The organism is Actinoplanes sp. NPDC051494, assembly GCF_044454705.1.
Taxonomy (GTDB): domain Bacteria; phylum Actinomycetota; class Actinomycetes; order Mycobacteriales; family Micromonosporaceae; genus Actinoplanes.
Genome location: NZ_JBITDZ010000008.1, coordinates 206621 through 230769, shown reverse-complemented (window position 1 = coordinate 230769; position 24149 = coordinate 206621). Strand labels below are relative to the sequence as shown.

Annotated in this window: 37 protein-coding genes; all 37 read left to right on the top strand. The window is 66.7% G+C overall.

Annotated elements, in window-relative coordinates; genetic code table 11:
• The first annotated feature begins 52 nt into the window (after positions 1-52).
• Positions 53-364, top strand: coding sequence for a hypothetical protein (locus ACIA6A_RS26560; RefSeq protein WP_396100765.1), 312 nt, complete (start codon positions 53-55; stop codon positions 362-364).
• Between the two features lie 58 nt (positions 365-422).
• Positions 423-884, top strand: a complete 462-nt coding sequence (locus ACIA6A_RS26555) for a hypothetical protein (protein WP_396100559.1) — start codon at positions 423-425, stop codon at positions 882-884.
• Positions 885-1290: 406 nt separating this feature from the next.
• Positions 1291-1665, top strand: coding sequence for a 30S ribosomal protein S12 (rpsL, locus tag ACIA6A_RS26550; protein WP_014440718.1), 375 nt, complete (start codon positions 1291-1293; stop codon positions 1663-1665).
• Position 1666: 1 nt separating this feature from the next.
• Positions 1667-2137, top strand: coding sequence for a 30S ribosomal protein S7 (rpsG, locus tag ACIA6A_RS26545; protein WP_203836410.1), 471 nt, complete (start codon positions 1667-1669; stop codon positions 2135-2137).
• A gap of 109 nt (positions 2138-2246) precedes the next feature.
• The gene (fusA, locus tag ACIA6A_RS26540) at positions 2247-4343 is read left to right on the top strand and encodes an elongation factor G (RefSeq protein WP_396100558.1); all 2097 of its coding nucleotides are present in this window, start codon (positions 2247-2249) and stop codon (positions 4341-4343) included.
• A 119-nt stretch (positions 4344-4462) separates the two neighbouring features.
• Positions 4463-5656 (top strand): elongation factor Tu, encoded by a 1194-nt coding sequence (gene tuf / locus ACIA6A_RS26535; protein ID WP_396100557.1) that lies wholly within the window; start codon positions 4463-4465, stop codon positions 5654-5656.
• A gap of 387 nt (positions 5657-6043) precedes the next feature.
• Positions 6044-6352 (top strand): 30S ribosomal protein S10, encoded by a 309-nt coding sequence (gene rpsJ / locus ACIA6A_RS26530; protein WP_097322778.1) that lies wholly within the window; start codon positions 6044-6046, stop codon positions 6350-6352.
• Between the two features lie 11 nt (positions 6353-6363).
• Positions 6364-7017: a 50S ribosomal protein L3 gene (gene rplC / locus ACIA6A_RS26525; protein WP_396100556.1), complete on the top strand. Its 654-nt coding sequence runs from the start codon at positions 6364-6366 to the stop codon at positions 7015-7017.
• Complete coding sequence (gene rplD / locus ACIA6A_RS26520; protein ID WP_396100555.1) at positions 7014-7664, top strand: 50S ribosomal protein L4; 651 nt, start codon at positions 7014-7016, stop codon at positions 7662-7664. Before rplC ends, rplD begins: the two co-directional genes overlap by 4 nt.
• Positions 7661-7963, top strand: coding sequence for a 50S ribosomal protein L23 (gene rplW, locus ACIA6A_RS26515; protein WP_396100554.1), 303 nt, complete (start codon positions 7661-7663; stop codon positions 7961-7963). The genes rplD and rplW overlap by 4 nt, the downstream gene beginning before the upstream one ends.
• 13 nt (positions 7964-7976) lie before the next feature.
• Positions 7977-8816: a 50S ribosomal protein L2 gene (gene rplB / locus ACIA6A_RS26510; RefSeq protein WP_396100553.1), complete on the top strand. Its 840-nt coding sequence runs from the start codon at positions 7977-7979 to the stop codon at positions 8814-8816.
• A 15-nt stretch (positions 8817-8831) separates the two neighbouring features.
• On the top strand, positions 8832-9113 hold the full coding sequence (gene rpsS / locus ACIA6A_RS26505) for a 30S ribosomal protein S19 (RefSeq protein ID WP_396100552.1): 282 nt from the start codon (positions 8832-8834) through the stop codon (positions 9111-9113).
• A gap of 31 nt (positions 9114-9144) precedes the next feature.
• Positions 9145-9618: a 50S ribosomal protein L22 gene (gene rplV / locus ACIA6A_RS26500; protein ID WP_396100551.1), complete on the top strand. Its 474-nt coding sequence runs from the start codon at positions 9145-9147 to the stop codon at positions 9616-9618.
• Positions 9618-10457: a 30S ribosomal protein S3 gene (rpsC, locus tag ACIA6A_RS26495; protein WP_396100550.1), complete on the top strand. Its 840-nt coding sequence runs from the start codon at positions 9618-9620 to the stop codon at positions 10455-10457. Before rplV ends, rpsC begins: the two co-directional genes overlap by 1 nt.
• Before the next feature lie 3 nt (positions 10458-10460).
• Positions 10461-10886: a 50S ribosomal protein L16 gene (rplP, locus tag ACIA6A_RS26490; protein ID WP_023358180.1), complete on the top strand. Its 426-nt coding sequence runs from the start codon at positions 10461-10463 to the stop codon at positions 10884-10886.
• Complete coding sequence (rpmC, locus tag ACIA6A_RS26485) at positions 10886-11119, top strand: 50S ribosomal protein L29 (RefSeq protein ID WP_396100549.1); 234 nt, start codon at positions 10886-10888, stop codon at positions 11117-11119. The genes rplP and rpmC overlap by 1 nt, the downstream gene beginning before the upstream one ends.
• The gene (gene rpsQ / locus ACIA6A_RS26480) at positions 11116-11406 is read left to right on the top strand and encodes a 30S ribosomal protein S17 (protein WP_396100548.1); all 291 of its coding nucleotides are present in this window, start codon (positions 11116-11118) and stop codon (positions 11404-11406) included. The genes rpmC and rpsQ overlap by 4 nt, the downstream gene beginning before the upstream one ends.
• Positions 11407-11501: 95 nt before the next feature.
• A complete protein-coding gene (gene rplN / locus ACIA6A_RS26475; protein WP_023358185.1) occupies positions 11502-11870 on the top strand; it encodes a 50S ribosomal protein L14 in 369 nt (122 codons plus the stop codon).
• Positions 11867-12187, top strand: coding sequence for a 50S ribosomal protein L24 (gene rplX, locus ACIA6A_RS26470; protein WP_396100764.1), 321 nt, complete (start codon positions 11867-11869; stop codon positions 12185-12187). Before rplN ends, rplX begins: the two co-directional genes overlap by 4 nt.
• A complete protein-coding gene (gene rplE / locus ACIA6A_RS26465; protein ID WP_396100547.1) occupies positions 12187-12756 on the top strand; it encodes a 50S ribosomal protein L5 in 570 nt (189 codons plus the stop codon). The genes rplX and rplE overlap by 1 nt, the downstream gene beginning before the upstream one ends.
• Positions 12757-12758: 2 nt before the next feature.
• Positions 12759-12944, top strand: coding sequence for a type Z 30S ribosomal protein S14 (locus ACIA6A_RS26460; RefSeq protein WP_305786127.1), 186 nt, complete (start codon positions 12759-12761; stop codon positions 12942-12944).
• A gap of 118 nt (positions 12945-13062) precedes the next feature.
• The gene (gene rpsH / locus ACIA6A_RS26455) at positions 13063-13470 is read left to right on the top strand and encodes a 30S ribosomal protein S8 (protein WP_067495887.1); all 408 of its coding nucleotides are present in this window, start codon (positions 13063-13065) and stop codon (positions 13468-13470) included.
• A gap of 13 nt (positions 13471-13483) precedes the next feature.
• On the top strand, positions 13484-14026 hold the full coding sequence (gene rplF / locus ACIA6A_RS26450; RefSeq protein WP_396100546.1) for a 50S ribosomal protein L6: 543 nt from the start codon (positions 13484-13486) through the stop codon (positions 14024-14026).
• 8 nt (positions 14027-14034) lie between these two features.
• Entirely contained in the window at positions 14035-14418 is a 384-nt protein-coding gene (gene rplR / locus ACIA6A_RS26445) for a 50S ribosomal protein L18 (protein WP_396100763.1), read from the top strand.
• A 13-nt stretch (positions 14419-14431) separates the two neighbouring features.
• Positions 14432-15052: a 30S ribosomal protein S5 gene (gene rpsE, locus ACIA6A_RS26440; RefSeq protein ID WP_396100545.1), complete on the top strand. Its 621-nt coding sequence runs from the start codon at positions 14432-14434 to the stop codon at positions 15050-15052.
• Positions 15052-15234 carry a 50S ribosomal protein L30 gene (gene rpmD / locus ACIA6A_RS26435; protein ID WP_023358201.1) on the top strand — a complete coding sequence of 61 codons (183 nt, stop codon included), beginning with the start codon at positions 15052-15054 and terminating at the stop codon, positions 15232-15234. The genes rpsE and rpmD overlap by 1 nt, the downstream gene beginning before the upstream one ends.
• Positions 15234-15677, top strand: a complete 444-nt coding sequence (rplO, locus tag ACIA6A_RS26430) for a 50S ribosomal protein L15 (protein WP_396100544.1) — start codon at positions 15234-15236, stop codon at positions 15675-15677. Before rpmD ends, rplO begins: the two co-directional genes overlap by 1 nt.
• A gap of 277 nt (positions 15678-15954) precedes the next feature.
• On the top strand, positions 15955-17301 hold the full coding sequence (gene secY, locus ACIA6A_RS26425; RefSeq protein WP_396100543.1) for a preprotein translocase subunit SecY: 1347 nt from the start codon (positions 15955-15957) through the stop codon (positions 17299-17301).
• Between the two features lie 74 nt (positions 17302-17375).
• Positions 17376-18029: an adenylate kinase gene (locus ACIA6A_RS26420; protein ID WP_396100542.1), complete on the top strand. Its 654-nt coding sequence runs from the start codon at positions 17376-17378 to the stop codon at positions 18027-18029.
• 1 nt (position 18030) lies between these two features.
• On the top strand, positions 18031-18885 hold the full coding sequence (gene map / locus ACIA6A_RS26415) for a type I methionyl aminopeptidase (protein WP_396100541.1): 855 nt from the start codon (positions 18031-18033) through the stop codon (positions 18883-18885).
• Between the two features lie 183 nt (positions 18886-19068).
• Positions 19069-19890, top strand: a complete 822-nt coding sequence (locus tag ACIA6A_RS26410; RefSeq protein ID WP_396100540.1) for a DUF1707 domain-containing protein — start codon at positions 19069-19071, stop codon at positions 19888-19890.
• A 1125-nt stretch (positions 19891-21015) separates the two neighbouring features.
• Positions 21016-21237 carry a translation initiation factor IF-1 gene (infA, locus tag ACIA6A_RS26405; protein WP_007073013.1) on the top strand — a complete coding sequence of 74 codons (222 nt, stop codon included), beginning with the start codon at positions 21016-21018 and terminating at the stop codon, positions 21235-21237.
• Positions 21238-21284: 47 nt separating this feature from the next.
• Positions 21285-21401, top strand: coding sequence for a 50S ribosomal protein L36 (gene rpmJ, locus ACIA6A_RS26400; protein WP_015619018.1), 117 nt, complete (start codon positions 21285-21287; stop codon positions 21399-21401).
• A gap of 173 nt (positions 21402-21574) precedes the next feature.
• On the top strand, positions 21575-21955 hold the full coding sequence (gene rpsM / locus ACIA6A_RS26395) for a 30S ribosomal protein S13 (protein ID WP_396100538.1): 381 nt from the start codon (positions 21575-21577) through the stop codon (positions 21953-21955).
• A 17-nt stretch (positions 21956-21972) separates the two neighbouring features.
• A complete protein-coding gene (gene rpsK, locus ACIA6A_RS26390; RefSeq protein ID WP_396100536.1) occupies positions 21973-22380 on the top strand; it encodes a 30S ribosomal protein S11 in 408 nt (135 codons plus the stop codon).
• A 16-nt stretch (positions 22381-22396) separates the two neighbouring features.
• Entirely contained in the window at positions 22397-23023 is a 627-nt protein-coding gene (rpsD, locus tag ACIA6A_RS26385; protein ID WP_396100535.1) for a 30S ribosomal protein S4, read from the top strand.
• Between the two features lie 90 nt (positions 23024-23113).
• On the top strand, positions 23114-24136 hold the full coding sequence (locus ACIA6A_RS26380) for a DNA-directed RNA polymerase subunit alpha (protein WP_396100533.1): 1023 nt from the start codon (positions 23114-23116) through the stop codon (positions 24134-24136).
• Positions 24137-24149: the final 13 nt, after the last annotated feature.

The window sequence follows — 24149 nt, the reverse complement described above, 5'->3', positions numbered from 1 at the left end:
CTAGGATGGAACGGTGACGTTGCCTGTCTCCACCGCACCGACCCGCCACCCGATGGACCCGGAGCCTGCTCCGGCCACGAAGGCCCGGGCTGTTTTCGCGCTCGGACTGGTGTCGTTGCTCACCGGCGCGTTCGTCGGGGGAGTGATACCCGCCACTATCGCCTTGGTTCTTGCCCGCCAGGTGTCCCGTGAGCACTACGCGGCGGGCGGCTATCTGATCGGCGCCAAGTGGGTCCGCCGTGGCCGGGTCCTGGCCTGGACCGGCATCGTGCTCGCCCTGACCACTCTGACGATCGCCGGCATCGCCGGGCTGCTGCATCTGGCCGCCACCCCCGGGCAGGACTTCGACCCGGGCACCGACTGACCGCCGTCCGGTGGACCTCGGGCTGCGCCCGGTCCCCTCCGGGTGACATGCTCGGACGGTGACACAGCAGCCAGGTTCGTGGCCGCCTCCGATGGGGGCACCCCCGGCCACCTCCGAGACATGGACGCCGGAGCGGGTGGAGCCGGTGCCCGGCACCGAGTTCGGGCTGGTCCAGCTCCGGGTGGCACCCATCACGTCGGGGCTGGCGGTCGGCTCGCTCGGCGCCGGCATCGCCGCGGTGCTGGTCGCCACGCTGGTGCTCTGCTTCGGGATCGCCGGCTCGGACGCGGACTGGGGTGTCCCGGTGAGCGGGGCGTTCGCTCTGCTCAGCATCATCGCGGGTGGGGGAGCCGTCGCGCTGGCGTCGGCCGCGCGCCGGCAGATCCGGCGCTCGGGCCAGGGTGGCAGGGTCCGTTTCGTCGGTGGGGGAGTCGCTCTCGCCGGGATCTGGACCGGGTCGGCCGGAGCGGGAATCGCCCTGTTGACCCTGCTGTTGGTAGTGGTGTTACAGACCTCATAACGGCGGGTGTGTGGGAAACAGGCACCGCGGCGTTGCCGCGCCGGAACACCCGGTACACTTGGTATGCGGAGATGTCCATCATCAAGTTGGCTGGTTGGAGTCGCTCATATTCGAGCGCCTCGTTTTGACCTGCGTGCTAATGGTGGGTACTCTTTCCCATCGTGCCCGGGCTCGCCTGGGCAACTCGTGCGTGCGCCCGAGTCTGTAGAACGACGGGGCGATGAGCACGACGGGCTGAGCCCGACAATGACAGAACTCGTAACGCGCAACCGCGCGTTGCGGCACCGTGAGCCGGGCGACACGCCCGACCGCGGGTGCGGGCCGACCCCCTGGGTCGGGGCGTACACCAGGCAAAACGAAGACGTTGCGGCCGCTGAAGGGCGGCCGAAGGGAGCGGAGAAACCCGGTGCCCACGATCCAGCAGCTGGTCCGAAAGGGCCGACAGGCGAAGACGAGCAAGACCAAGACGCCGGCGCTGAAGGGAAGTCCTCAGCGGCGCGGCGTGTGCACGCGCGTGTACACCACCACCCCCAAGAAGCCGAACTCTGCGCTGCGCAAGGTCGCTCGTGTGAAGCTCAGCAGCCAGATCGAGGTGACTGCGTACATCCCGGGCGTCGGCCACAACCTGCAGGAGCACTCGATCGTGCTCGTGCGTGGCGGTCGTGTAAAGGACCTCCCGGGCGTCCGCTACAAGATCGTCCGTGGTTCGCTGGACACCCAGGGTGTCCGCAACCGCAAGCAGGCCCGCAGCCGTTACGGCGCGAAGAAGGAGAAGAGCTGACATGCCTCGTAAAGGCCCCGCTCCGCGCCACCCACTGGTAGCGGACCCTGTTTACAACTCCCCGCTTGTCACCCAGCTGGTGAACAAGATCCTCGTGGGTGGCAAGCGTCAGCTCGCCGAGCGCATCGTCTACGGCGCCCTCGAGGGTGCCCGTGAGAAGAGCGGCACCGACCCCGTGGTGACGCTCAAGCGCGCCATGGACAACGTCAAGCCGACCCTCGAGGTCCGCAGCCGCCGCGTCGGTGGCGCGACCTACCAGGTTCCGGTCGAGGTGCGCACCCCGCGCCAGACCACCCTGGGCCTGCGCTGGCTCGTGCAGTACTCCAAGGCCCGTCGCGAGAAGACCATGATCGAGCGGCTGCAGAACGAGCTGCTCGACGCGAGCAACGGTCTCGGTGCCGCTGTCAAGCGTCGCGAGGACACCCACAAGATGGCGGAGTCCAACAAGGCCTTCGCGCACTACCGCTGGTAAGACCCCGTCACCGGCCCGGCAACAGCCGGGCCGGGGCCCCGGTCGCACCGGCTCCCCGCGGGATCCCGCGGGAGCACAGTCGACACGACGACGAAGAGTAGGGATTGCAGTGGCTGCCGCAGACGCGCTCGCCAAGGTACGCAACATCGGCATCATGGCGCACATCGACGCTGGTAAGACCACGACGACCGAGCGCATCCTGTTCTACACCGGCATCACGTACAAGATCGGTGAAGTCCACGAGGGCGCGGCCGTCATGGACTGGATGGAACAGGAACAAGAACGCGGTATCACCATCACCTCCGCCGCCACGAAGTGCGAGTGGAAGGGCTACACGATTCAGATCATCGACACGCCCGGCCACGTCGACTTCACGGTCGAGGTCGAGCGGTCGCTGCGTGTGCTCGACGGCGCTGTCGCGGTGTACGACGGTGTGGCCGGCGTGGAGCCGCAGACGGAGAACGTCTGGCGGCAGGCGGACAAGTACAACGTCCCCCGGATGTGCTTCGTCAACAAGCTCGACCGGACCGGCGCCGACTTCTTCCGCTGCGTGCAGATGATGATCGACCGGCTCAACGCCACGCCGCTGGTGCTCCAGATCCCGATCGGGCTCGAGGGTGACCACATCGGCGTCGTCGACCTGATCGGCATGCGCGCTCTCACCTGGCGCGGCGAGACCGCCAAGGGTGACGACTACGCGGTCGAGGAGATCCCGGCCGACCTTGTCGACTCCGCCACCGAGTGGCGCGACAAGCTCATCGAGACGCTCGCCGACGTGGACGACTTCGTCATGGAGAAGTACCTCGAGGGCGAGTCGCTGACCGAGGTCGAGATCAAGGACGCCATCCGGCGGGCCACGATCGCCAGCAAGGCCAACCCGGTGCTGTGCGGCTCGGCGTTCAAGAACAAGGGCGTTCAGCCCATGCTCGACGCCGTGGTCGACTTCCTGCCGTCGCCGCTGGACGTCCCGGCCATCGAGGGCACCGCGACGGACGGCGAGACGCCGATGCTGCGCAAGCCGTCCAACAGCGAGCCCTTCTCCGGTCTGGCCTTCAAGATCCAGACGGACAAGCACCTCGGCAAGCTGACGTACGTCCGGGTCTACTCCGGCACGCTCGATTCCGGTTCCCAGGTGGTCAACTCCACCAAGGACCGCAAGGAGCGGATCGGCAAGATCTACCAGATGCACGCCAACAAGCGTGAAGAGCGTCCGTCGGCGCAGGCCGGCGACATCATCGCCGTGCAGGGTCTCAAGCAGACCACCACCGGCGACACGCTGAGCGACCCGGCCAACCCGGTCATCCTGGAATCGATGACGTTCCCGGAGCCGGTCATCCAGGTCGCCATCGAGCCGAAGACCAAGTCCGACCAGGAGAAGCTGGGCACCGCCATCCAGCGCCTCGCCGAGGAGGACCCGACTTTCCGGGTCTTCAACGACGAGGAGACCGGTCAGACGGTCATCGCCGGCATGGGCGAGCTCCACCTGGACATCCTGGTTGACCGTATGCGCCGCGAGTTCAACGTCGAGGCGAACATCGGTAAGCCGCAGGTGGCCTACCGTGAGACGATCCGCGGCAAGGTGGAGAAGCTCACGTACGTCCACAAGAAGCAGACCGGTGGCTCCGGCCAGTACGCGAAGGTCGTCGTCACGGTCGAGCCGCTTGAGCTCGTCGCCGACGGCCCGACCTACGAGTTCGTCAACGCCGTCTCCGGTGGTCGCATCCCGAAGGAGTACATCCCTTCGGTGGACGCCGGTGCGCAGGACTCCCTGCAGTACGGCGTGCTCGCGGGCTACCCGCTGGTCGGTGTCAAGCTGACGCTGGTCGACGGTCAGTTCCACGAGGTCGACTCCTCCGAGATGGCGTTCAAGATCGCCGGCTCGATCGTCATGAAGGAAGCGGCCCGCAAGGCGGACCCCGTGCTGCTCGAGCCGATGATGGCCGTTGAGGTCACCACGCCCGAGGACAACATGGGCGACGTGATCGGCGACGTCAACTCCCGCCGTGGCATCATCCAGTCGATGGAGGAGCGTTCCGGCGCCCGCGTCGTCAAGGCTCTGGTGCCGCTGTCGGAGATGTTCGGCTACGTCGGCGACCTCCGGTCGAAGACGCAGGGCCGGGCGAGTTACAGCATGCAGTTCGACTCCTACGCCGAGGTTCCGCAGAGCGTCGCGAAGGAGATCATCGCTAAGGCCACTGGCGCCTGACGCGGTGAGGCGCGTGCGGTCCGTCGAGGGCCGCACGCGCACTAGCAGTCGACAGAGTCCCCATCGCCTTATCGGGCGTGCCGGGCGAGAAGAAAACCACAGTCCTTAGGAGGACACCAGTGGCGAAGGCGAAGTTCGAGCGGACTAAGCCGCACGTCAACATCGGCACCATTGGTCACATCGACCACGGTAAGACGACGCTGACTGCGGCCATCACCAAGGTTCTGCACGACGAATACCCGGACCTGAACCCCTACACGCCGTTCGACGAGATCGACAAGGCGCCGGAGGAGAAGGCCCGCGGTATCACGATCTCGATCGCGCACGTCGAGTACCAGACCGCGACGCGTCACTACGCGCACGTGGACTGCCCCGGCCACGCTGACTACATCAAGAACATGATCACCGGTGCCGCGCAGATGGACGGCGCGATCCTGGTGGTTGCCGCGACCGACGGCCCGATGCCGCAGACCAAGGAGCACGTGCTCCTGGCCCGCCAGGTCGGCGTTCCGTACATCGTCGTCGCCCTGAACAAGAGCGACATGGTGGACGACGAGGAGCTCCTCGAGCTCGTCGAGCTCGAGGTCCGCGAGCTGCTCAGCACCTACGAGTTCCCGGGCGACGACCTTCCGGTCGTGCGTGTCTCGGCGCTCAAGGCGCTCGAGGGCGACGCTGAGTGGACCGCCAAGCTGCTCGAGCTGATGAACGCGGTCGACACCGCGATCCCGCAGCCCGAGCGCGACATCGAGAAGCCGTTCCTCATGCCGATCGAGGACGTCTTCACGATCACCGGTCGTGGAACGGTCGTCACCGGCCGGGCCGAGCGTGGCATCCTCAAGCCGAACGAGGAGGTCGAGATCGTGGGTATCCGCGAGAAGTCGACCAAGACCGTTTGCACCGGCATCGAGATGTTCCGCAAGCTGCTCGACGAGGCCCGCGCGGGCGAGAACGTCGGCCTCCTCCTGCGTGGTATCAAGCGCGAGGACGTCGAGCGCGGCATGGTCGTCGTGAAGCCGGGGTCCAGCACCCCGCACACGGAGTTCGAGGGCCAGGTCTACATCCTCTCCAAGGAGGAGGGCGGCCGGCACACCCCGTTCTTCCAGAACTACCGCCCGCAGTTCTACTTCCGCACCACGGACGTCACCGGCGTCGTCACGCTGCCCGAGGGCACCGAGATGGTCATGCCGGGCGACTCCACCTCCATGTCGGTCAAGCTGATCCAGCCGATCGCCATGGAGCAGGGCCTGAAGTTCGCGATCCGTGAGGGTGGCCGCACCGTCGGCGCCGGAACGGTCACGAAGATCAACGTCTGATTGAGGCCCACGCCTCAATGGTGACCCCGATTAGCAATGCCGCGAGGGATGCGGCATACTAGTCAGGTTGCGTCCGCGCAGGGTGGTTGACAGCCGCTGAACAGTTCGCTGTTGGCAGTCAACCACCCTCGCCCGGTGTCCGGTGTGTTTGTATTAGCCGCCGGCCACCCCGATCCCGACGGATCGAGGACCCCTCCTCGGAGGAATCCTCGCGGGCATGATCGCTCCAGGTGACTGGGGCGGAAGCCTGTTCGCAGAGCAATCTGCCACTAGGCGCGACACGCCCGACCGCGGGGGTCGGACAACGCAGGATCAACGGTCCTGCGGGCATGCGAGGGCCACCGCTTTCGCACGTAGCGGCATCGAGAAAAGGAAACAGAAGCCACCATGGCGGGACAGAAGATCCGCATCCGGCTCAAGGCCTATGACCACGAGGTCGTTGACTCCTCGGCACGGAAGATCGTCGAGACGGTGACACGTACCGGGGCATCGGTTGCGGGCCCGGTGCCGCTGCCCACGGAGATCAACCGTTTCTGCGTGATCCGGTCGCCGCACAAGTACAAGGACTCGCGCGAGCACTTCGAGATGCGCACGCACAAGCGTCTGATCGACATCATCGACCCGACACCGAAGACGGTCGACTCGCTCATGCGCCTCGACCTCCCGGCTGGCGTCGACATCGAGATCAAGCTGTAGGGATCCGGACAATGGACAGGCAAGTGAAGGGGATCCTGGGCGCCAAGCTCGGCATGACCCAGGTCTGGGACAACAACAAAGTTGTCCCGGTGACCGTGGTGCAGGCCGGCCCTTGCGTCGTGACCCAGGTTCGCACCCCCGAGGCAGACGGCTACGCAGCCGTACAGCTGGCTTACGGCCAGATCGACCCGCGCAAGGTCAACAAGCCCGAGAGCGGTCACTTCGCCAAGGCGGGCGTGTCGCCGCGGCGCCACAAGGTGGAGCTGCGCACCGTTGACGCGGGCGAATACGAGCTCGGCCAGGAAGTCACCGTCGAGGCGTTCGCGGTCGGTACGCCGATCGACGTCACCGGTAAGACCAAGGGCAAGGGCTACGCGGGTGTCATCAAGCGCCACGGCTTCCACGGCCTGAAGGCCAGCCACGGTGTCGAGCGCAAGCACCGCCACCCCGGCTCCATCGGCGCCTGCGCCACCCCGGGTCGCGTCTTCAAGGGCGTCCGGATGGCCGGCCGTATGGGTGGCGAGCGCTTCACCGTGCAGAACCTCACGGTTCAGGCGGTCGACGTGGAGAACAACCTGCTGCTCGTCAAGGGTGCCGTTCCCGGCCCCAAGGGCGCGCTGATTCTGGTCCGCACGGCGGCGAAGAAGGGCGGTGTCAAGAAGTGAGCTCCGTTGACGTGATCAACGCCGAGGGCACCAAGGCCGGCTCGGTCGAGCTGCCCGGCGACATCTTCGACGTGCAGGCGAACATCCCGCTCATGCACCAGGTCGTCGTGGCACAGCTGGCCGCGGCCCGTCAGGGTACGCACAAGGCCAAGAACCGCGGCGAGGTCGCCGGTGGCGGCAAGAAGCCGTACAAGCAGAAGGGCACAGGTCGCGCCCGTCAGGGCTCGATCCGCGCGCCTCAGTTCACCGGTGGTGGCGTCGTGCACGGTCCCGTGCCGCGCGACTACAGCCAGCGGACCCCGAAGAAGATGAAGGCCGCCGCCCTGCGCGGTGCCCTCTCGGACCGGGCCCGTGACGGCCACATCCACGTGATCGAGTCCTTCGTGACCGGCGACAAGCCGTCCACCAAGGCCGCGATCACGACGCTGCGCAAGGCCACTGAGTCCCGCAAGGTCCTGGTCGTGCTGACCAGCCTGGACGAGCTCAACTGGATCTCGCTGCGCAACGAGCCGTCCGTCCACCTCATCGAGGCCGGCCAGCTCAACACGTACGACGTGCTGGTTGCCGACGAGGTGGTCTTCACGAAGGACGCGCTCGACGAGTTCCTGGGCGTTCCGGCCGAGGCCGCCGAGGAGGGCGACAAGTGAGCACCGTTGCCGACCCGCGCGACATCATCGTCGCCCCCGTGGTCTCCGAGAAGAGCTACAGCGTTCTCGACCAGAACTGGTACACGTTCCTGGTCCACCCGGACGCCAACAAGACCGAGATCAAGATCGCTATCCAGCAGATCTTCGATGTCCGCGTGCTGACGGTGAACACCAACAACCGCCAGGGCAAGCGCAAGCGCACCAAGACGGGCTTCGGTCAGCGTAAAGCGACCAAGCGTGCCCTGGTGAAGCTGGCTGACGGTGACCGCATCGAGGCCTTCGGCGGCCCGGTCAGCTAAGGGGTTGTAAATCATGGCTATCCGTAAGTACAAGCCGACCACGCCGGGCCGTCGCGGCTCGAGCGTCGCCGACTTCGCAGAGATCACCCGGTCGACGCCGGAGAAGTCGCTGCTGGTCCCGCTGCCCAAGAAGGGTGGCCGCAACGTCCACGGTCGCATCACCACGCGGCACCAGGGTGGCGGTCACAAGCGGCAGTACCGGCTCATCGACTTCCGCCGGAACGACAAGGACGGCGTGCCGGCCAAGGTCGCTCACATCGAGTACGACCCGAACCGCACGTCCCGCATCGCACTGCTGCACTACGCCGACGGCGAGAAGCGCTACATCCTCGCGCCGAAGGACCTGAAGCAGGGCGACCGCATCGAATCCGGTGTGGGCGCGGACATCAAGCCCGGCAACAACCTGCCGCTCCGCAACATCCCGGTCGGTACGACGATCCACAGTGTGGAGCTTCGTCCCGGCGGTGGCGCCAAGATGGCCCGTTCGGCCGGCGTCGGCATTCAGCTGCTCGGCCGTGAAGGTGCGTTCGCCACGCTGCGGATGCCTTCCGGTGAGATCCGTCGTGTCGACATCCGTTGTCGCGCCACGGTCGGCGAGGTCGGCAACGCCGAGCAGTCGAACATCAACTGGGGCAAGGCCGGCCGCATGCGCTGGAAGGGCAAGCGCCCGACCGTCCGTGGTGTCGCCATGAACCCTGTCGACCACCCGCACGGTGGTGGTGAGGGTAAGACCTCCGGTGGTCGCCACCCGGTTAACCCGGCTGGTAAGCCCGAGGGTCGTACCCGCCGCAAGGGCCAGGAGAGCGACCGCATGATCGTTCGCCGCCGCTACGCCACCCGCAAGCGCGGATAACGGGAGTAGAAGAAAATGCCTCGCAGCCTGAAGAAGGGCCCGTTCGTCGACGACCACCTGCTCAAGAAGGTGGAAGTCCAGAACGACAAGAACTCCAAGAACGTCATCAAGACCTGGTCGCGTCGCTCGACGATCATCCCCGACATGCTCGGGCACACGATCGCCGTGCACGACGGGCGCAAGCACGTCCCGGTGTTCATCTCCGAGGCCATGGTCGGTCACAAGCTCGGCGAGTTCGCTCTGACCCGTACGTTCAAGGGTCACGAGAAGGACGACCGCAAGAGCCGTCGTCGCTAGTCAGTCCACGGATAAGAAAGGGGTTACAGCGATGCCAGTCAAGAGCGATGCTCCGGCGCTTCCCGGCTCTCGGGCCGTTGCGCGCCACGTGCGTATCTCGCCGAACAAGGCGCGCCGTGTGATCAACCTCGTCCGCGGTCTGCCCGCGAAGGAGGCTCTCACGGTCCTGCAGTTCGCGCCGCAGGCTGCGAGTGAGCAGGTCTACAAGGTGCTCGCCAGCGCCATCGCGAACGCGGAGAACAACGAGCGGCTCGACCCGGACGCGCTCCTGGTCAGCGAGGCGTTCGTGGACGAGGGTCCCACGCTCAAGCGGTTCCGGCCGCGGGCGCAGGGCCGGGCGTACCGGATCCGCAAGCGCACGAGCCACATCACGATCGCGGTAGAGGCCGTCGAGGTTCTTCCTCGTAAGGGCTCCGCGAAGAAGGCCGCGCCGGCCAAGAAGGCGGCTCCGGCCACCGAGGCTGCGCCGGCCGAGTCCCAGAGCAGCACGGAAGGTGCCGAGTAATGGGTCAGAAAGTTCACCCCACTGGGTTCCGCCTCGGCATCTCCACCGACTGGAAGAGCCGCTGGTTCGCCGACAAGCTCTACAAGGACTACATCGGCGAGGATGTCAAGATCCGCCGCATGATGTCCAAGGGCCTCGAGCGCGCCGGTATCTCCAAGGTGGACATCGAGCGCACCCGTGACCGGGTTCGCGTCGACATCCACACCGCCCGGCCGGGCATCGTCATCGGCCGTAAGGGTGCGGAGGCCGACCGGATCCGCGGTGAGCTCGAGAAGCTCACCGGCAAGCAGGTCCAGCTCAACATCCTCGAGGTGAAGAGCCCGGAATCGGACGCACAGCTCGTGGCGCAGGGCGTCGCCGAGCAGCTGTCCAGCCGGGTCAGCTTCCGCCGGGCGATGCGCAAGGCCATGCAGTCGGCGATGAAGAACCCCGTCTGCAAGGGCATCCGGGTTCAGGTCTCCGGCCGCCTCGGCGGCGCGGAGATGAGCCGCACCGAGTTCTACCGTGAGGGTCGCGTTCCGCTGCACACGCTGCGGGCCGACATCGAGTACGGCTTCTTCGAGGCGCGTACCACCTTCGGTCGTATCGGCGTGAAGGTCTGGATCTACAAGGGCGACGCCGTTCCGGGTCGCGAGGTTGCCCCCGAGGCGCCGGCGCGTCCGCGTCGCGACCGTGGTGACCGTCCCGACCGTCCGCGCCGGGGTCGTTCCGGTTCGTCCGGCACCACCGCGGGCGGCACCGAGGCCGGCCGGGCCGCGCAGGCTCAGGCCGCGCAGACCGAGCCGACGACCGAGACCGCCGCTGCTCCGGCCGCGGCCGAACCGCAGCAGGAGGGCTGACACATGCTGATGCCGCGTAAGCCCCCGAAGGGCTTCCGCAAGCCGCACCACCCGGACCGCCACGGCGCGTCCAAGGGCGGCAATCGCGTGGTCTTCGGTGAATTCGGTATCCAGGCTCTCGAGCCTGCGTACGTGACCAACCGTCAGATCGAGTCGGCTCGTATCGCCATGACCCGCCACATCAAGCGTGGCGGTAAGGTCTGGATCTCGATCTTCCCGGACCAGGCGCTGACCAAGAAGCCTGCCGAGACCCGCATGGGTTCCGGTAAGGGTTCGCCGGAGTGGTGGGTGGCGAACGTCAAGCCGGGACGCATTCTCTTCGAGATGTCGTTCCCGAACGAGACGATCGCGCGTGAGGCAATGCGTCGCGCGATCCACAAACTCCCGATGAAGTGCCGCATCGTGACACGCGAAGTGGGTGAAAACTGATGGCAGCGGGCGTTAAGCCGGCCGAGCTGCGCGAGCTCTCCGAAGAGGATCTGATCGCGCGGTTGCGGGAGGCCAAGGCGGAGCTGTTCAATCTTCGCGTGCAGGGTGCAACCGGTCAGCTCGACAATCACCGTCGGCTGCAGGTTGTCCGCAAGGACATCGCGAAGATCTACACGATCATGCGTGAACGTGAGCTGGGGCTCTCGGCCGCGCCGAGTGAGGTGACAGCATGAGTGAAACCGCCCCGCAGGGGACTGAAGCCGTTGCACCGCGGGCTCAGCGCAAAACGCGCGAGGGTCTCGTGGTCAGCGACAAGATGGACAAGACTGTCGTCGTCGAGGTTGAGGACCGCGTCAAGCACGCCCTCTACGGCAAGGTCATCCGTCGCACCCGCAAGCTCAAGGTGCACGATGAGCAGAATGCTTGCGGCACCGGCGACCGGGTCCTGCTGATGGAGACCCGTCCGCTGTCCGCCACCAAGCGGTGGCGGGTCGTGGAGATCCTCGAAAAGGCCAAGTGAGTGCGCTGGGCCGGTGAAAGCCGGCCCAGCTCACCATCGTTCCGCCAAGCTTCGGTGTTCTTGATCCGGAGAACTGGCAGACATAGGAGACAGACGTGATCCAGCAGGAGTCGCGACTGCGCGTCGCCGACAACACGGGTGCCCGGGAAATTCTGTGCATCCGCGTACTGGGCGGCTCCGGCCGCCGTTACGCGAGCATCGGCGACGTCATCGTGGCCACGGTCAAGGACGCCATCCCGGGTGCGGGTGTGAAGAAGGGTGACGTCGTCAAGGCGGTCATCGTTCGCACCGCCAAGGAGAGGCGCCGTCCCGACGGCTCGTACATCCGCTTCGACGAGAACGCCGCCGTCATCATCAAGGACGGCGGGGACCCCCGCGGTACGCGCATCTTCGGCCCGGTCGGCCGCGAGCTGCGCGACAAGCGGTTCATGAAGATCATCAGCCTGGCGCCGGAGGTGCTCTGACCGTGAAGATCAAGAAGGGCGACACGGTCGTCGTCATCGCCGGTAAGGACAAAGGCGCGAAGGGCAAGGTCATTGCGGCCTACCCCCGCCGGGACAAGGTCCTCGTCGAGGGCGTCAACCGTATGAAGAAGCACGAGCGCATTCAGACGAACCAGCGTGGTTCGAAGACCGGCGGCATCGTCACTCAGGAAGCCCCGATCCACATCTCGAACGTGCAGATCGTGGACGACCAGGGCAACCCGACTCGCATCGGGTTCCGGATCGATGACAGCGGCCAGAAGGTCCGAGTCGCGCGTTCCACCGGTAAGGACCTGTGATGACTGCCGCTACCGAGACCAAGACCCTGCCCCGGCTGAAGCAGAAGTACCGCGGCGAGGTTGTCGCATCGCTTCAGGAGCAGTACAAGTACGGCAACCCCATGCAGATCCCCGGCCTGGTCAAGGTCGTCGTGAACATGGGTGTGGGCGAGGCTGCCCGCGACGCCAAGCTGATCGACGGCGCCGTGCGGGACCTGACCACCATCACCGGTCAGAAGCCGCTGGTGCGCCGGGCGACCAAGTCGATCGCGCAGTTCAAGCTCCGTGAGGGCATGCCGATCGGCGCGAAGGTCACCCTGCGCAACGACCGCATGTGGGAGTTCCTGGACCGGCTGCTGTCGATCGCGCTGCCGCGTATCCGTGACTTCCGCGGGCTCGACGGGCGCAAGCTCGACGGGCACGGCAACTACACGTTCGGTCTGACCGAGCAGTCGGTGTTCCACGAGATCGACCAGGACCGGATCGATCGCACTCGGGGCATGGACATCACGGTGGTCACTTCCGCCACGACCGACGAGGAGGGCCGGCAGCTGCTCAAGCTCCTCGGCTTCCCGTTCAAGGAGAACTGAGAATGGCTAAGAAGGCGCTGAAGATCAAGGCAGCCGCGAAGCCGAAGTTCGCCGTCCGGGCGTACACGCGTTGCCAGAAGTGCGGTCGCCCGCACTCGGTGTACCGCAAGTTCGGTCTGTGCCGGGTGTGCGTGCGGGACATGGCTCACCGTGGTGAGCTGCCCGGCGTTTCCAAGGCTTCCTGGTAATCCTGCCAACCACACCGCCCGCGCCCCTCACCCGGGGCAAAGGCGGATCTGGAGTAATACCGCTTCGCCGTAGGCCCGGTTCACCGGGAACCCCGGCGAGAAAGGTTGACGAATACCCATGACGATGACGGACCCGATCGCAGACATGCTGACGCGTCTGCGTAACGCCAACCAGGCGTACCACGACAAGGTGACCATGCCCTTCTCGAAGATCAAGGCGAACATCGCCGAGGTCCTCAAGGCAGAGGGATACATCGCCTCCTGGTCGGCCGAGGAGCCTGAGGAAGGCGAAGTCGGCAAGCGCCTGGTCGTTGAACTGAAGTACGGCCAGAGCCGCGAGCGCAGCCTCGCCGGGATCAAGCGCGTGTCCAAGCCCGGCCTCCGGGTTTACGCCAAGTCCGACGAGCTCCCCCGGGTGCTCGGCGGCCTGGGCGTCGCGATCATCTCGACGTCCCAGGGCCTCCTGACCGATCGGCAGGCCCGCAAGCGGAGCGTTGGCGGGGAAGTCCTCGCCTTCGTCTGGTAACGGAGACTTAGACATGTCGCGAATTGGACGTAAGTCGATCCCGGTCCCGACCGGCGTCGACATCACCATTTCGGGCCGGACCGTCAAGGTCAAGGGCCCTAAGGGCGAGCTCTCGCACACCGTCGCCGAACCGATCACGGTCGAGAAGGCGGAGAACGGCGAGCTGCACGTCAACCGCCCCAACGACGAGCGCAAGGCCAAGGAACTCCACGGCCTGTCTCGTACCCTCGTGGCGAACATGATCGTCGGCGTGACCGAGGGTTACAAGAAGACCCTCGAGATCAACGGCACCGGTTACCGCGTGACGGCCAAGGGCAAGGACCTCGAGTTCGCGCTCGGCTTCTCGCACCCGGTCAACGTTGTTCCGCCGGCCGGCATCACCTTCTCGGTGGAGCGGCCGACGCAGTTCACGGTCGCCGGTATCGACAAGCAGCTGGTCGGCGAGGTCGCCGCGAACATCCGGAAGATCCGCCCGCCGGAGCCCTACAAGGGCAAGGGCGTCAAGTACCAGGGCGAGGTCATCCGCCGCAAGGCTGGAAAGGCAGGTAAGAAGTGACCGCCACGCTGCTCAAGCGCCGCAATGGCGGGGGTGCCAGCTACAAGCGCGCCGTCGGCAAGGCGCGTCGGCACTTCCGGGTTCGGAAGAACGTCCGCGGCACTGCCGAGCGTCCGCGCCTGGTCGTCACCCGGTCCACGCGGAACATCACCGCGCAGATCGTCGACGACCTCAAGGGTCACACGCTGGCTTCTGCCTCCACGCTCGACGCCTCCCTGCGGGGCACCGAGGGTGACAAGAGCGCCCTGGCCGGCAAGGTCGGTGCTCTGCTCGCCGATCGGGCCAAGGCTGCGGGAGTGTCCAAGGTCGTCTTCGACCGCGGTGGCAACAAGTACGCGGGGCGGATCGCCGCGCTTGCGGACGCCGCCCGCGAAGCCGGACTCGAGTTCTAGGAGGGATTGACCAATGCCTGGTCAGCAGCGCCGAGGCGGCGGGTCCGGCGGTAACAACGAAGGTGGCCGCCGCGACAACCGCCGTGAGGGCGGCCGCGGTAACGCGCCCGTCGAGAAGACCCCGCATCTTGAGCGGGTCGTCGCGATCAACCGTGTCGCGAAGGTCGTGAAGGGTGGTCGTCGCTTCAGCTTCACCGCCCTCGTGATCGTCGGAGACGGTGACGGCACCGTCGGTATCGGTTACGGCAAGGCCAAGGAGGTGCCCGCGGCTATCGCCAAGGGTGTCGAAGAGGCCAAGAAGCACTTCTTCAAGGTGCCGCGCATCGGCGCCACCATCCCGCACCCGATCACCGGCGAAGCTGCCGCGGGTGTCGTGCTCCTCAAGCCGGCGTCGGCTGGTACCGGTGTTATCGCCGGTGGCCCGGTGCGTGCCGTGCTCGAGTGTGCCGGTATTCACGACATCCTGAGCAAGAGCCTCGGCTCTTCGAACCCGATCAACATCGTCCACGCGACGGTTGCTGCTCTCAAGGGTCTCGAGTCTCCGGAAGCGGTCGCGGCTCGCCGTGGCCTGCCGGTCGAGGACGTCGCGCCCGCTGCCATGCTGGCGGCGCGTGCGGAAGCGGCGGTGCACTGATGGCACGCTTGAAGGTCACCCAGCTCCGGTCCGGCATCGGCCGCAAGCAGAACCAGCGGGACTCCCTGCGGTCGCTCGGGCTGAAGCGGATCAATGATGTGGTGGTCAAGGAGGACCGCCCCGAGATTCGGGGCATGATCTTCGCCGTGAACCACCTCGTCAGCGTCGAGGAGGTCGAGTAATGGCGATCAAGGTCCACCACCTCCGGCCGGCGCCCGGAGCCAAGACCGCGAAGACCCGTGTGGGTCGCGGTGAGGGCTCCAAGGGCAAGACCGCCGGTCGCGGTACCAAGGGTTCCAAGGCCCGGAAGAACATCTCGGCTGCGTTCGAGGGTGGGCAGATGCCTATCCACATGCGCTTGCCGAAGATGAAGGGCTTCAAGAACAAGAACAAGGTCGTGTTCCAGGTCGTGAACCTGGACCGTCTCGCCGAACTGTTCCCGAACGGTGGCGAGGTCGGTCCGCTGGAGCTCGCCGACGCCGGTGCGGTCCGTCGTAACCAGCCGGTGAAGGTCCTCGGTACGGGCGACCTGGGCGGTGTGTCGCTGCAGATTTCGGCGCACGCGTTCAGTGAGTCCGCCAAGGAGAAGATCGCCGCAGCCGGTGGTTCCGCCACCGCGCTGTGATTTCTGCCGGGGGTGCTGGCCCGGGTGTCCGTCGTGATACCCGGGCCGGCATCCCCGTTGTGGCGTCTGACCTGGCATTTCGCCGGGACGGGCAAGAATGTCGCACTGACCGGGGCATAGCTCTTCGTCCCCGGGTGTTACACAAGCGGCGACCGTGCCTCACGAGAGGCCCGTCAGGCTGTTAAAGTCCGTTCCCAGCTAGGGATATCGGTCGTCCGGACCGATGCCTCCCCCCATCCGCCGGTTTCAGGCGGCCACCTCGCGCAGGAGGAAGAAGTTGCTCTCCGCCTTTTCCAGTGCGTTCCGGACGCCCGACCTGCGCAAGAAACTGCTGTTCACAGTAGCGATCATCGCGGTCTACCGGCTCGGCGCAACCTTGCCCAGCCCAGGCGTGTCCTACACCAACGTCCAGAACTGCCTGGACTCCGTGAGCGCCGCGGACTCGGGCAGCGGGGTTCTGAACCTGCTGAACCTGTTCTCCGGCGGCGCCCTGCTCCAGCTCTCGGTCTTCGCGCTCGGAATCATGCCGTACATCACGGCGTCGATCATCCTGCAGCTGCTGACCGTGGTGATCCCGCGGCTGGAGCAACTCCGTAAGGAGGGCCAGTCCGGCCAGGCGAAGATCACCCAGTACACCCGGTACCTGACCCTGGGTCTGGCCGTTCTGCAGTCCTCCGCGTTCGTTGCCCTGGCCCGCTCCGGCCAGCTGTTCGGCAACGCGTGCCCGCAGGAGCAGTCGAACCTGCAGATCGTCCCGACCAACACCGGTATCCCGATGTGGCTCACGCTGATCATGCTGGTCATCACGATGACCGCCGGCACGGGCGTGGTCATGTGGCTCGGCGAGCTCATCACCGACCGCGGCGTCGGTAACGGCATGTCGGTGCTGATCTTCACCTCGATCGCCGCCCGCCTCCCCGGCGAGGGCTGGACGATCAAGGAGAGCAACGGCTTCGGCAAGTTCTGGCTCGTCATCGGGCTGGTGCTGCTGGTCATCGCCGCTGTCGTCTTCATCGAGCAGGCACAGCGCCGGATCCCGGTGCAGTACGCGAAGCGCATGATCGGCCGGCGCATGTACGGCGGTACCTCGACGTACATCCCGCTCAAGGTCAACCAGGCCGGTGTCGTTCCGGTCATCTTCGCGTCGTCGCTGCTCTACCTGCCGCAGCTGTACCTGCAGTTCTTCGACCCGAACAACCTCAAGGGTTACCAGCAGTGGATCCAGCAGTACCTCGTCGACCCGACGAGCTGGATCTACATCACGACCTACTTCCTCATGATCATCTTCTTCACGTACTTCTACGTGTCGATCACGTTCAACCCGACCGAGGTCGCGGAGAACATGAAGAAGTACGGTGGGTTCGTACCGGGCATCCGGCCCGGTAAGCCGACCGCTGACTACCTGGACTTCATCCTCAGCCGGATCACGCTGCCGGGTGCGCTCTACCTGGGCCTGATCTCGGTCCTGCCGAACTTCTTCTTCATCTGGCTCAACGCGGACCAGTACCAGAACTTCCCGTTCGGTGGTACAGCGGTGCTGATCATGGTCGGCGTGGGTCTGGAGACGGTCAAGCAGATCGAGAGCCAGCTGATGCAGCGCAACTACGAAGGGTTCCTCCGGTAGTGGGGGCGCGGAGCCGGGGGGCTCTCGCGTCCGTGGTTTGCGAGGCTCGTTCTCACCGAAGCGAGGCGATGTAGGTGCGGCTGGTACTGGTGGGCCCTCCGGGGGCCGGCAAGGGGACCCAGGCTGAGTTCATCGCTGCCCATCTCGCCGTACCGAAGATCTCGACCGGTGACATCTTCCGGGCCAACGTCTCCCAGGGCACGCCGCTGGGCCTCGAGGCGAAGCGGTACATGGACGCGGGAAACCTGGTCCCCGACGAGGTGACCATCAACATGGTCCGGGACCGGCTCGCCGAGCCGGACGCGGCCGATGGTTTCCTGCTGGACGGGTTCCCGCGGACGGTCCCGCAGGCGCAGGCACTGGACAAGCTGCTGGCCGACCTCGGCACGGCGCTCGACCTCGTGATGGAACTCGTGGTCGACGACGACGAGGTCATCCGGCGGCTGTCCGGGCGGCGTACCTGCCGGGGTTGCGGCAAGATCTGGCACGTCGAGTTCGATCCCACCAGCAAAGAGAACATCTGCGACAGGTGTGGCTCCGAGCTGTTCCAGCGTGACGACGACCGGGCGGAAACCATCGCCAACCGTCTCGTCGAGTACGCGGACAAGACAGCACCCCTAGTCGACTTCTACGGCGCCCAGGGCAAGCTGGTCGGGATCGACGCGACCGGACCGGTCGAAGATGTCACTGTGCGGGCTATCGACGCACTTCGGTCGTACGGAGGCTGAGATGCGTCGCCAACAGCTGGACATCCAGCTGAAAACCCCCGAGCAGATCGAACTGATGCGGGGTGCCGGCCTCGTGGTCGCGGCCGCCCTGGACGCGATGCGCGAGGCCGTGGCCCCGGGCGTCTCGACGGGCGACCTCGACGCCATCGCGGAGAAGGTCATCCTCGACGCGGGCGCGGTCCCGTCGTTCAAGGGCTACCACGGCTTCCCCGCGTCGATCTGCGCGTCCGTCAACGAGCAGGTCGTGCACGGCATCCCGTCGACCGGCCAGGTGCTGAAAGAGGGCGACCTGCTGTCGCTCGACTGCGGCGCGATCCTCGACGGCTGGCACGGCGACTCGGCCATCACTGTCGGCGTCGGCGAGACCGACCCGGCGCTGCTTCGGCTGGCCGAGGTCGCGGAAGACGCGATGTGGGCCGGAATCGCCGCGGCGGCGCGAGGTGCCGCCAACGGCCGGGGCCGGCTCACGGACATCTCCTTCAACGTCGAGAAGACCGTCCGCAAGGGCGGTCGCTACGGCATCGTCGACGGGTACGGCGGCCACGGCATCGGCACGGAGATGCACCAGGACCCGCACGTCCTCAACCACGGCAAGCCCGGCAAGGGCCCCCGTCTGGTCCCCGGCCTGGCGCTGGCCATCGAGCCCATGATCACCATGGGCTCGCCCCGCACGGTCGAACTCGACGACGGCTGGACGGTCGTCACCCGGGACGCCTCGGTGGCGGCACACGTCGAGCACACCATGGCGCTCCTCGAGGACGGCGTCTGGGTGACCACCGCCCACGACGGCGGCCGGGCCCGGCTGGGCGACCTCGTGACGTCCCGCCAGCCGGCTGCCACCGCCGCGGTGGAGTGACCAAGAGGAACTGACACGCTGACGGGCCGGAGGGAATCCCTCTGGCCCGTTTCCGTCTCCCAGAGGCGCTCTGCGGCGATATCTCCGCCGGCACGGCGTTCGGGGAGTCTCCGTGCCCGTACGCGCTCTGCGGCTGGACCAGGCCACCGACGGCGCGGGGTGACCTGGGAGCGTGACGCTGTCATGCTGGTACGCATGGGGCGGGACGAGATGCGAGCCGCGGACGCCGACCGGGAGGTCGTCGCCGAACAGCTCAGGACAGCGCTCAACGAGGGCCGGCTGGACCTGCACGAGTACGACGAGCGGCTGCAGCAGGTCTATGCGGCCAGGACGTACGGTGAACTTCGTCCGCTGGTGCACGATCTGCCGGTCGGCCGGGTGCCCGATCCCGTACCCGGCACGGCGACGACGACCGCCTCGGACCGCGAGCTGACAATGCGCTGGCTGGCGGCGGTATGGGGCTCCTGGGCATCCGTGGTGGGGATCACGACGGTGATCTGGGTCCTCACCTGCCTCGGGAACAGGGAACTCCTCTACTTCTGGCCCATGTGGGTGGCCGGGCCCTGGGGAGCGGTGCTGGTCTGGTCGTCGATCGCGGGGGTGGCCGCGGGAGCGCCGCGCCGGGATGCCGAGAAGAAGGCCCGTAAGCGGGCCGATCGGCAGGCCAAGCGGGAGCGGAGAGCGCTGGAGGCCGACGGGACGGCGCAGGCGGGCCCGGCCCAGCCGGCAGATTCGGCCGAGCCAGCGGGCCAGGCAGGCCAGGCAGGGCACCCGGGCCAGGCAGGGCAGGCAGGGCACCCGGGCCAGGCAGGGCAGGCAGGGCACCCGGGCCAGGCTGGGCAGGCAGGCCAGGAAGCGCACCCGGGCCAGACGGCGCAGGCCGGGCAGGCCGGGTATGTGGGGGAGACGCCGGCGATCTCGGCTACCCGGGACGGTGAGGCTGCGCCGGTGTGGAATCCCGAGCCGCGGACCGAGCGGGAACGGACCCGGGACAACCGCGCCTGACAGCTCGCGGGTGGTCTCTCCCGTGCGGGCGGACTGAGTGCCAGGGCCCTGGGCGGGGGAGTGGGAGTCCCTGCCCTGAGTGGGCGGGGGGTGTTCCCGTATGGCGGGTCCAGGTGGTTGTGCCTTGGGCGGGAGGTCTCGCTCTGAGTGGGCGGGCTGGGCGGTTTTCCCCGGCTGAGCGGATCGGGTGGGCATTGCGTCGAGCGGGCGGGCCGCGTGGACGTCCCCCTGATTGGGTGGGCCGCGTCGCCGTTCCCCGGGTGAGTCCCCCTGGGTGGGCGGGCCGGTGGTCATCACCCTGAGCGGGTGGGCCGGGTGGGCCGGGTGGGCCGGGTGGGCCGGGTGGGCCGGGTGGGGCGGGTGGGCCGGGTGGGCGGGCCGGGTGGCCGTTTCCCTGATTGGGCGGGCCGGGTGGCCGTTTCCCAAGTGGGCGGGCCGGTTGGCTGGCCCCGGAGTGGGTGGGCCGGGTGCCTGGCCCCCGGGTGGCCGTCCCTTCGAGTGGGCTGGCGCTGGGTGACCGTTTCCCGAGTGGCCCTCCCCGGGAGTGGGCGGGCCCGGTGGCCGTGCCTCGGCTGGCTGGATGGTCATGCCCTGGGTGGTGATGCCCCGGGTGGTCATGCCCGGTGTGGGCGGCCCGGGTGGTCGCAGTCCGGGCAGGTCGGCGGTATGGATGGTCTTGCTCTGGGTGAACCGGGCGATCGTCCTCCTGGATGGCCGGATCGAGTGGAGCCTGCGTTGGCTGGGCGGTCTCGGCCTGCTTGGGCTCGTCGGGTGGCTTCGCGCTGCTTGGGCTGGACGGGTTGTTGTGCCTGAGTGGGCGGGTGGTGGGTTGGGCTTGCCTGTGGGGGTGGGGTTTGCCGGAACCGGGCGTAAGGTTGGGGTCGAACATGCCTTCGCGTCCGATTTTCGAGGGTGTCGACACACCCGACCCCGGGGTACGGGGGGCTCGGTTTGGTGTCGATGCTTAGCACGCGTACACTGGCATGCTGGCGCACAGCGTCCACTCTGACGTGTCCATCAAGCGCTTCTGATGGTGCCTCGGAGCCGCGGCTGGTCCTTCCCCTTGGGGTTGGGATGAATGCTGTGAGCCTGCCCCACGATCCCGATGTACAGGTAGCGGAGGACATGCCAAAGAAAGACGGAGCCATCGAGATCGAAGGCCGAGTGATCGAGCCGTTGCCGAACGCTATGTTCCGCGTCGAGCTCGCCAATGGTCACAAGGTGCTGGCTCACATCTCCGGCAAGATGCGGCAGCACTATATCCGCATCCTTCCCGAGGACCGGGTCGTCGTCGAGCTTTCGCCGTACGACCTGACCCGTGGGCGCATCGTCTACCGCTACAAGTAGAGGGTCGCGGGGATCTAGTCCCGTCCGACTGAGAGTTAAGGCAAACCGTGAAGGTCAAGCCGAGCGTCAAGCGGATCTGCAACAACTGCCGGGTCATCCGGCGGCACGGGCGCGTCATGGTCATCTGCAAGACCGACGCGCGCCACAAGCAGCGCCAGGGCTGATTTCAGCTTCTCGCTGCCAGATCCGTATTTCTGCACAAGCTCGTTCCAGCCGCAGTCATTGTTATGGCGATGACACGTGGTTCCACCCCCGGTCGGAGGCCGGGGCCCGCCCGGGCAGGCGGGATCGGGACGGGCACAGACCTCCGTGAGACATCTGAGGAGCAAGCCCACTTATGGCTCGACTCGTCGGCGTCGATCTTCCCCGCGACAAGCGGATGGAGATCGCGCTCACTTACGTTTTCGGAATCGGTCGTACCCGTGCCGTCGAGGCACTGACGGCGACCGAGATTGACCTGAACAAGCGCGCTAAGGACCTCACGGACGAGGAGCTGGTCCAGCTCCGCGACTACATCGAGGGCCATTTCAAGGTTGAGGGCGACCTGCGCCGCGAGGTCGCCGCCGATATCCGCCGCAAGGTTGAGATCGGCTGCTACGCCGGCATTCGCCACCGCCGGGGTCTTCCCGTCCGCGGTCAGCGGACCCGGACCAACGCGCGTACCCGTAAGGGTCCGAAGCGCACGGTTGCCGGTAAGAAGAAGCCCGGTCGGAAGTAATAGGAGCGCACTGACTTATGCCACCGAAGGCGCGCACTGGGGCCCCTGTCAAGAAGGTCCGGCGCAAGGAACGCAAGAACGTCGCCCACGGGCAGGCGCACATCAAGAGCACGTTCAACAACACCATCGTGTCGATCACCGACCCGACCGGTGCTGTCATCTCCTGGGCCTCCTCGGGCCAGGTGGGCTTCAAGGGCTCCCGCAAGTCGACTCCGTTCGCCGCGCAGCTGGCCGCCGAGGCCGCTGCTCGCCGGGCCATGGAGCACGGCATGCGCAAGGTCGACGTGTTCGTGAAGGGTCCCGGCTCCGGCCGGGAGACCGCGATCCGTTCGCTGCAGGCCGCGGGCCTCGAGGTCGGGCAGATCTCCGACGTCACGCCCCAGCCGCACAACGGATGCCGTCCGCCGAAGCGTCGTCGGGTCTAAGGGAGAGTTAGAAGCAATGGCTCGTTACACAGGGGCGGACTGCAAGCGCTGCCGCCGCGAGAAGATGAAGCTGTTCCTCAAGGGCAGCAAGTGCGATGGTCCGAAGTGCCCGTTCGAGTCCCGGCCGTTCCCGCCCGGGCAGCACGGCCGCGGCCGGACCAAGGAGACCGAGTACCTCCTGCAGCACCGCGAGAAGCAGAAGGCCCGTCGTACCTACGGCGTGCTGGAGAAGCAGTTCCGCGGTTACTACGAGGAGGCTGTCACCAAGCCGGGCAAGACCGGCGAGGTGCTGCTGCAGATCCTCGAGACCCGTCTCGACAACGTCGTCTACCGGGCCGGCCTCGCGCAGTCCCGGGACATGGCGCGTCAGCTGGTCAAGCACGGCCACTTCCTGGTCAACGGCGTGAAGGTCGACATCCCGTCGTACCGGATCCGGGAGCACGACATCGTCCAGGCCCGTGAGAAGTCGAAGGAAATGACTCCCTTCGTCGTCGCGCAGGCCCAGGCCGGTTCGCGTCCCGTCCCGGCCTGGCTGGAGACGATCCCGAGCGAGCACAAGGTTCTGGTGCACTCGCTCCCGGCCCGCGGTGTCATCGACACCCAGGTCCAGGAGCAGCTGATCGTCGAGCTCTACTCCAAGTAGCAGCTTTCGGGGCCGCCGGTCGAGAGGCCGGCGGCCCTTTGAAACGGACGGGCAGCAAATAGCGGTTGCCCTGACAGAAAGAAGAAAAGCGTGCTCATCAGCCAGCGGCCGTCTCTCTCCGAAGAGACGATCAGCGAGACCCGTTCCCGGTTCACCATCGAGCCGCTGGAGCCGGGTTTCGGCTACACCCTTGGCAACTCGCTCCGGCGGACGCTGCTGTCGTCCATCCCGGGCGCGGCGGTCACCAGCATCAAGATCGACGGCGTGCTGCACGAGTTCACTACCATCCCCGGTGTCAAGGAGGATGTGGTCGAGCTCGTCATGAACGTCAAGGAGCTCACCGTCAGCTCCGAGCACGACGAGCCGGTCAGCATGTACCTGCGCAAGCAGGGCCCGGGTGACGTCACCGCTGGTGACATCCAGCCCCCGGCCGGCGTGTCCGTGCACAACCCCGACCTGAAGCTGGCCACGCTCAACAGCAAGGGCCGGCTCGACATGGAGCTCACCGTCGAGCGGGGCCGTGGCTACGTCACGGCGGCGCAGAACAAGAGCGCCGGCGCCGAGATCGGCCGGATCCCGGTCGACTCGATCTACTCGCCGGTCATGAAGGTGACCTACCGCGTCGAGGCGACCCGTGTCGAGCAGCGCACCGACTTCGACCGTCTGATCATCGACGTCGAGTCCAAGGCGTCCATCTCGCCCCGTACCGCGCTGGCGTCGGCCGGCTCGACGCTCGTCGAGCTCTTCGGTCTCTGCCGTGAGCTGGACGAGACCGCCGAGGGCATCGACATCGGCCCGTCCCCGCAGGACGCGCAGCTGGCCGCCGATCTGGCGCTGCCGATCGAGGAGCTGGACCTCACCGTCCGGTCGTACAACTGCCTCAAGCGCGAGGGCATCAACACCGTCGGGGAACTCATCGGGCGGACGGAGGCCGACCTTCTGGATATAAGGAATTTCGGTCAGAAGTCGATCGACGAGGTCAAGATGAAGCTCGCCGGAATGGGCCTGGGCCTCAAGGACAGCGCGCCGTCCTTCGACCCGGCGCACGTGGTCGACTCGTTCGGCGACGTGGACTACGACACCGACGACTACCGCGAGACCGAGCAGCTGTAACTCGGCTGCCGCC

Bases quoted from the DNA above. Each gene is read 5' to 3' on its own strand.
- ACIA6A_RS26560 (WP_396100765.1), top strand. From the start codon at position 53: ATGGACCCGGAGCCTGCTCCGGCCACGAAGGCCCGGGCTGTTTTCGCG.
- rpsG (WP_203836410.1), top strand. From the start codon at position 1,667: ATGCCTCGTAAAGGCCCCGCTCCGCGCCACCCACTGGTAGCGGACCCT.
- rpsJ (WP_097322778.1), top strand. From the start codon at position 6,044: ATGGCGGGACAGAAGATCCGCATCCGGCTCAAGGCCTATGACCACGAG.
- rplC (WP_396100556.1), top strand. From the start codon at position 6,364: ATGGACAGGCAAGTGAAGGGGATCCTGGGCGCCAAGCTCGGCATGACC.
- rplB (WP_396100553.1), top strand. From the start codon at position 7,977: ATGGCTATCCGTAAGTACAAGCCGACCACGCCGGGCCGTCGCGGCTCG.
- rpsS (WP_396100552.1), top strand. From the start codon at position 8,832: ATGCCTCGCAGCCTGAAGAAGGGCCCGTTCGTCGACGACCACCTGCTC.
- rplV (WP_396100551.1), top strand. From the start codon at position 9,145: ATGCCAGTCAAGAGCGATGCTCCGGCGCTTCCCGGCTCTCGGGCCGTT.
- rpsC (WP_396100550.1), top strand. From the start codon at position 9,618: ATGGGTCAGAAAGTTCACCCCACTGGGTTCCGCCTCGGCATCTCCACC.
- rplP (WP_023358180.1), top strand. From the start codon at position 10,461: ATGCTGATGCCGCGTAAGCCCCCGAAGGGCTTCCGCAAGCCGCACCAC.
- rpmC (WP_396100549.1), top strand. From the start codon at position 10,886: ATGGCAGCGGGCGTTAAGCCGGCCGAGCTGCGCGAGCTCTCCGAAGAG.
- rpsQ (WP_396100548.1), top strand. From the start codon at position 11,116: ATGAGTGAAACCGCCCCGCAGGGGACTGAAGCCGTTGCACCGCGGGCT.
- rplE (WP_396100547.1), top strand. From the start codon at position 12,187: ATGACTGCCGCTACCGAGACCAAGACCCTGCCCCGGCTGAAGCAGAAG.
- ACIA6A_RS26460 (WP_305786127.1), top strand. From the start codon at position 12,759: ATGGCTAAGAAGGCGCTGAAGATCAAGGCAGCCGCGAAGCCGAAGTTC.
- rpsH (WP_067495887.1), top strand. From the start codon at position 13,063: ATGACGATGACGGACCCGATCGCAGACATGCTGACGCGTCTGCGTAAC.
- rplF (WP_396100546.1), top strand. From the start codon at position 13,484: ATGTCGCGAATTGGACGTAAGTCGATCCCGGTCCCGACCGGCGTCGAC.
- rpsE (WP_396100545.1), top strand. From the start codon at position 14,432: ATGCCTGGTCAGCAGCGCCGAGGCGGCGGGTCCGGCGGTAACAACGAA.
- rpmD (WP_023358201.1), top strand. From the start codon at position 15,052: ATGGCACGCTTGAAGGTCACCCAGCTCCGGTCCGGCATCGGCCGCAAG.
- rplO (WP_396100544.1), top strand. From the start codon at position 15,234: ATGGCGATCAAGGTCCACCACCTCCGGCCGGCGCCCGGAGCCAAGACC.
- map (WP_396100541.1), top strand. From the start codon at position 18,031: ATGCGTCGCCAACAGCTGGACATCCAGCTGAAAACCCCCGAGCAGATC.
- ACIA6A_RS26410 (WP_396100540.1), top strand. From the start codon at position 19,069: ATGCTGGTACGCATGGGGCGGGACGAGATGCGAGCCGCGGACGCCGAC.
- infA (WP_007073013.1), top strand. From the start codon at position 21,016: ATGCCAAAGAAAGACGGAGCCATCGAGATCGAAGGCCGAGTGATCGAG.
- rpsM (WP_396100538.1), top strand. From the start codon at position 21,575: ATGGCTCGACTCGTCGGCGTCGATCTTCCCCGCGACAAGCGGATGGAG.
- rpsK (WP_396100536.1), top strand. From the start codon at position 21,973: ATGCCACCGAAGGCGCGCACTGGGGCCCCTGTCAAGAAGGTCCGGCGC.
- rpsD (WP_396100535.1), top strand. From the start codon at position 22,397: ATGGCTCGTTACACAGGGGCGGACTGCAAGCGCTGCCGCCGCGAGAAG.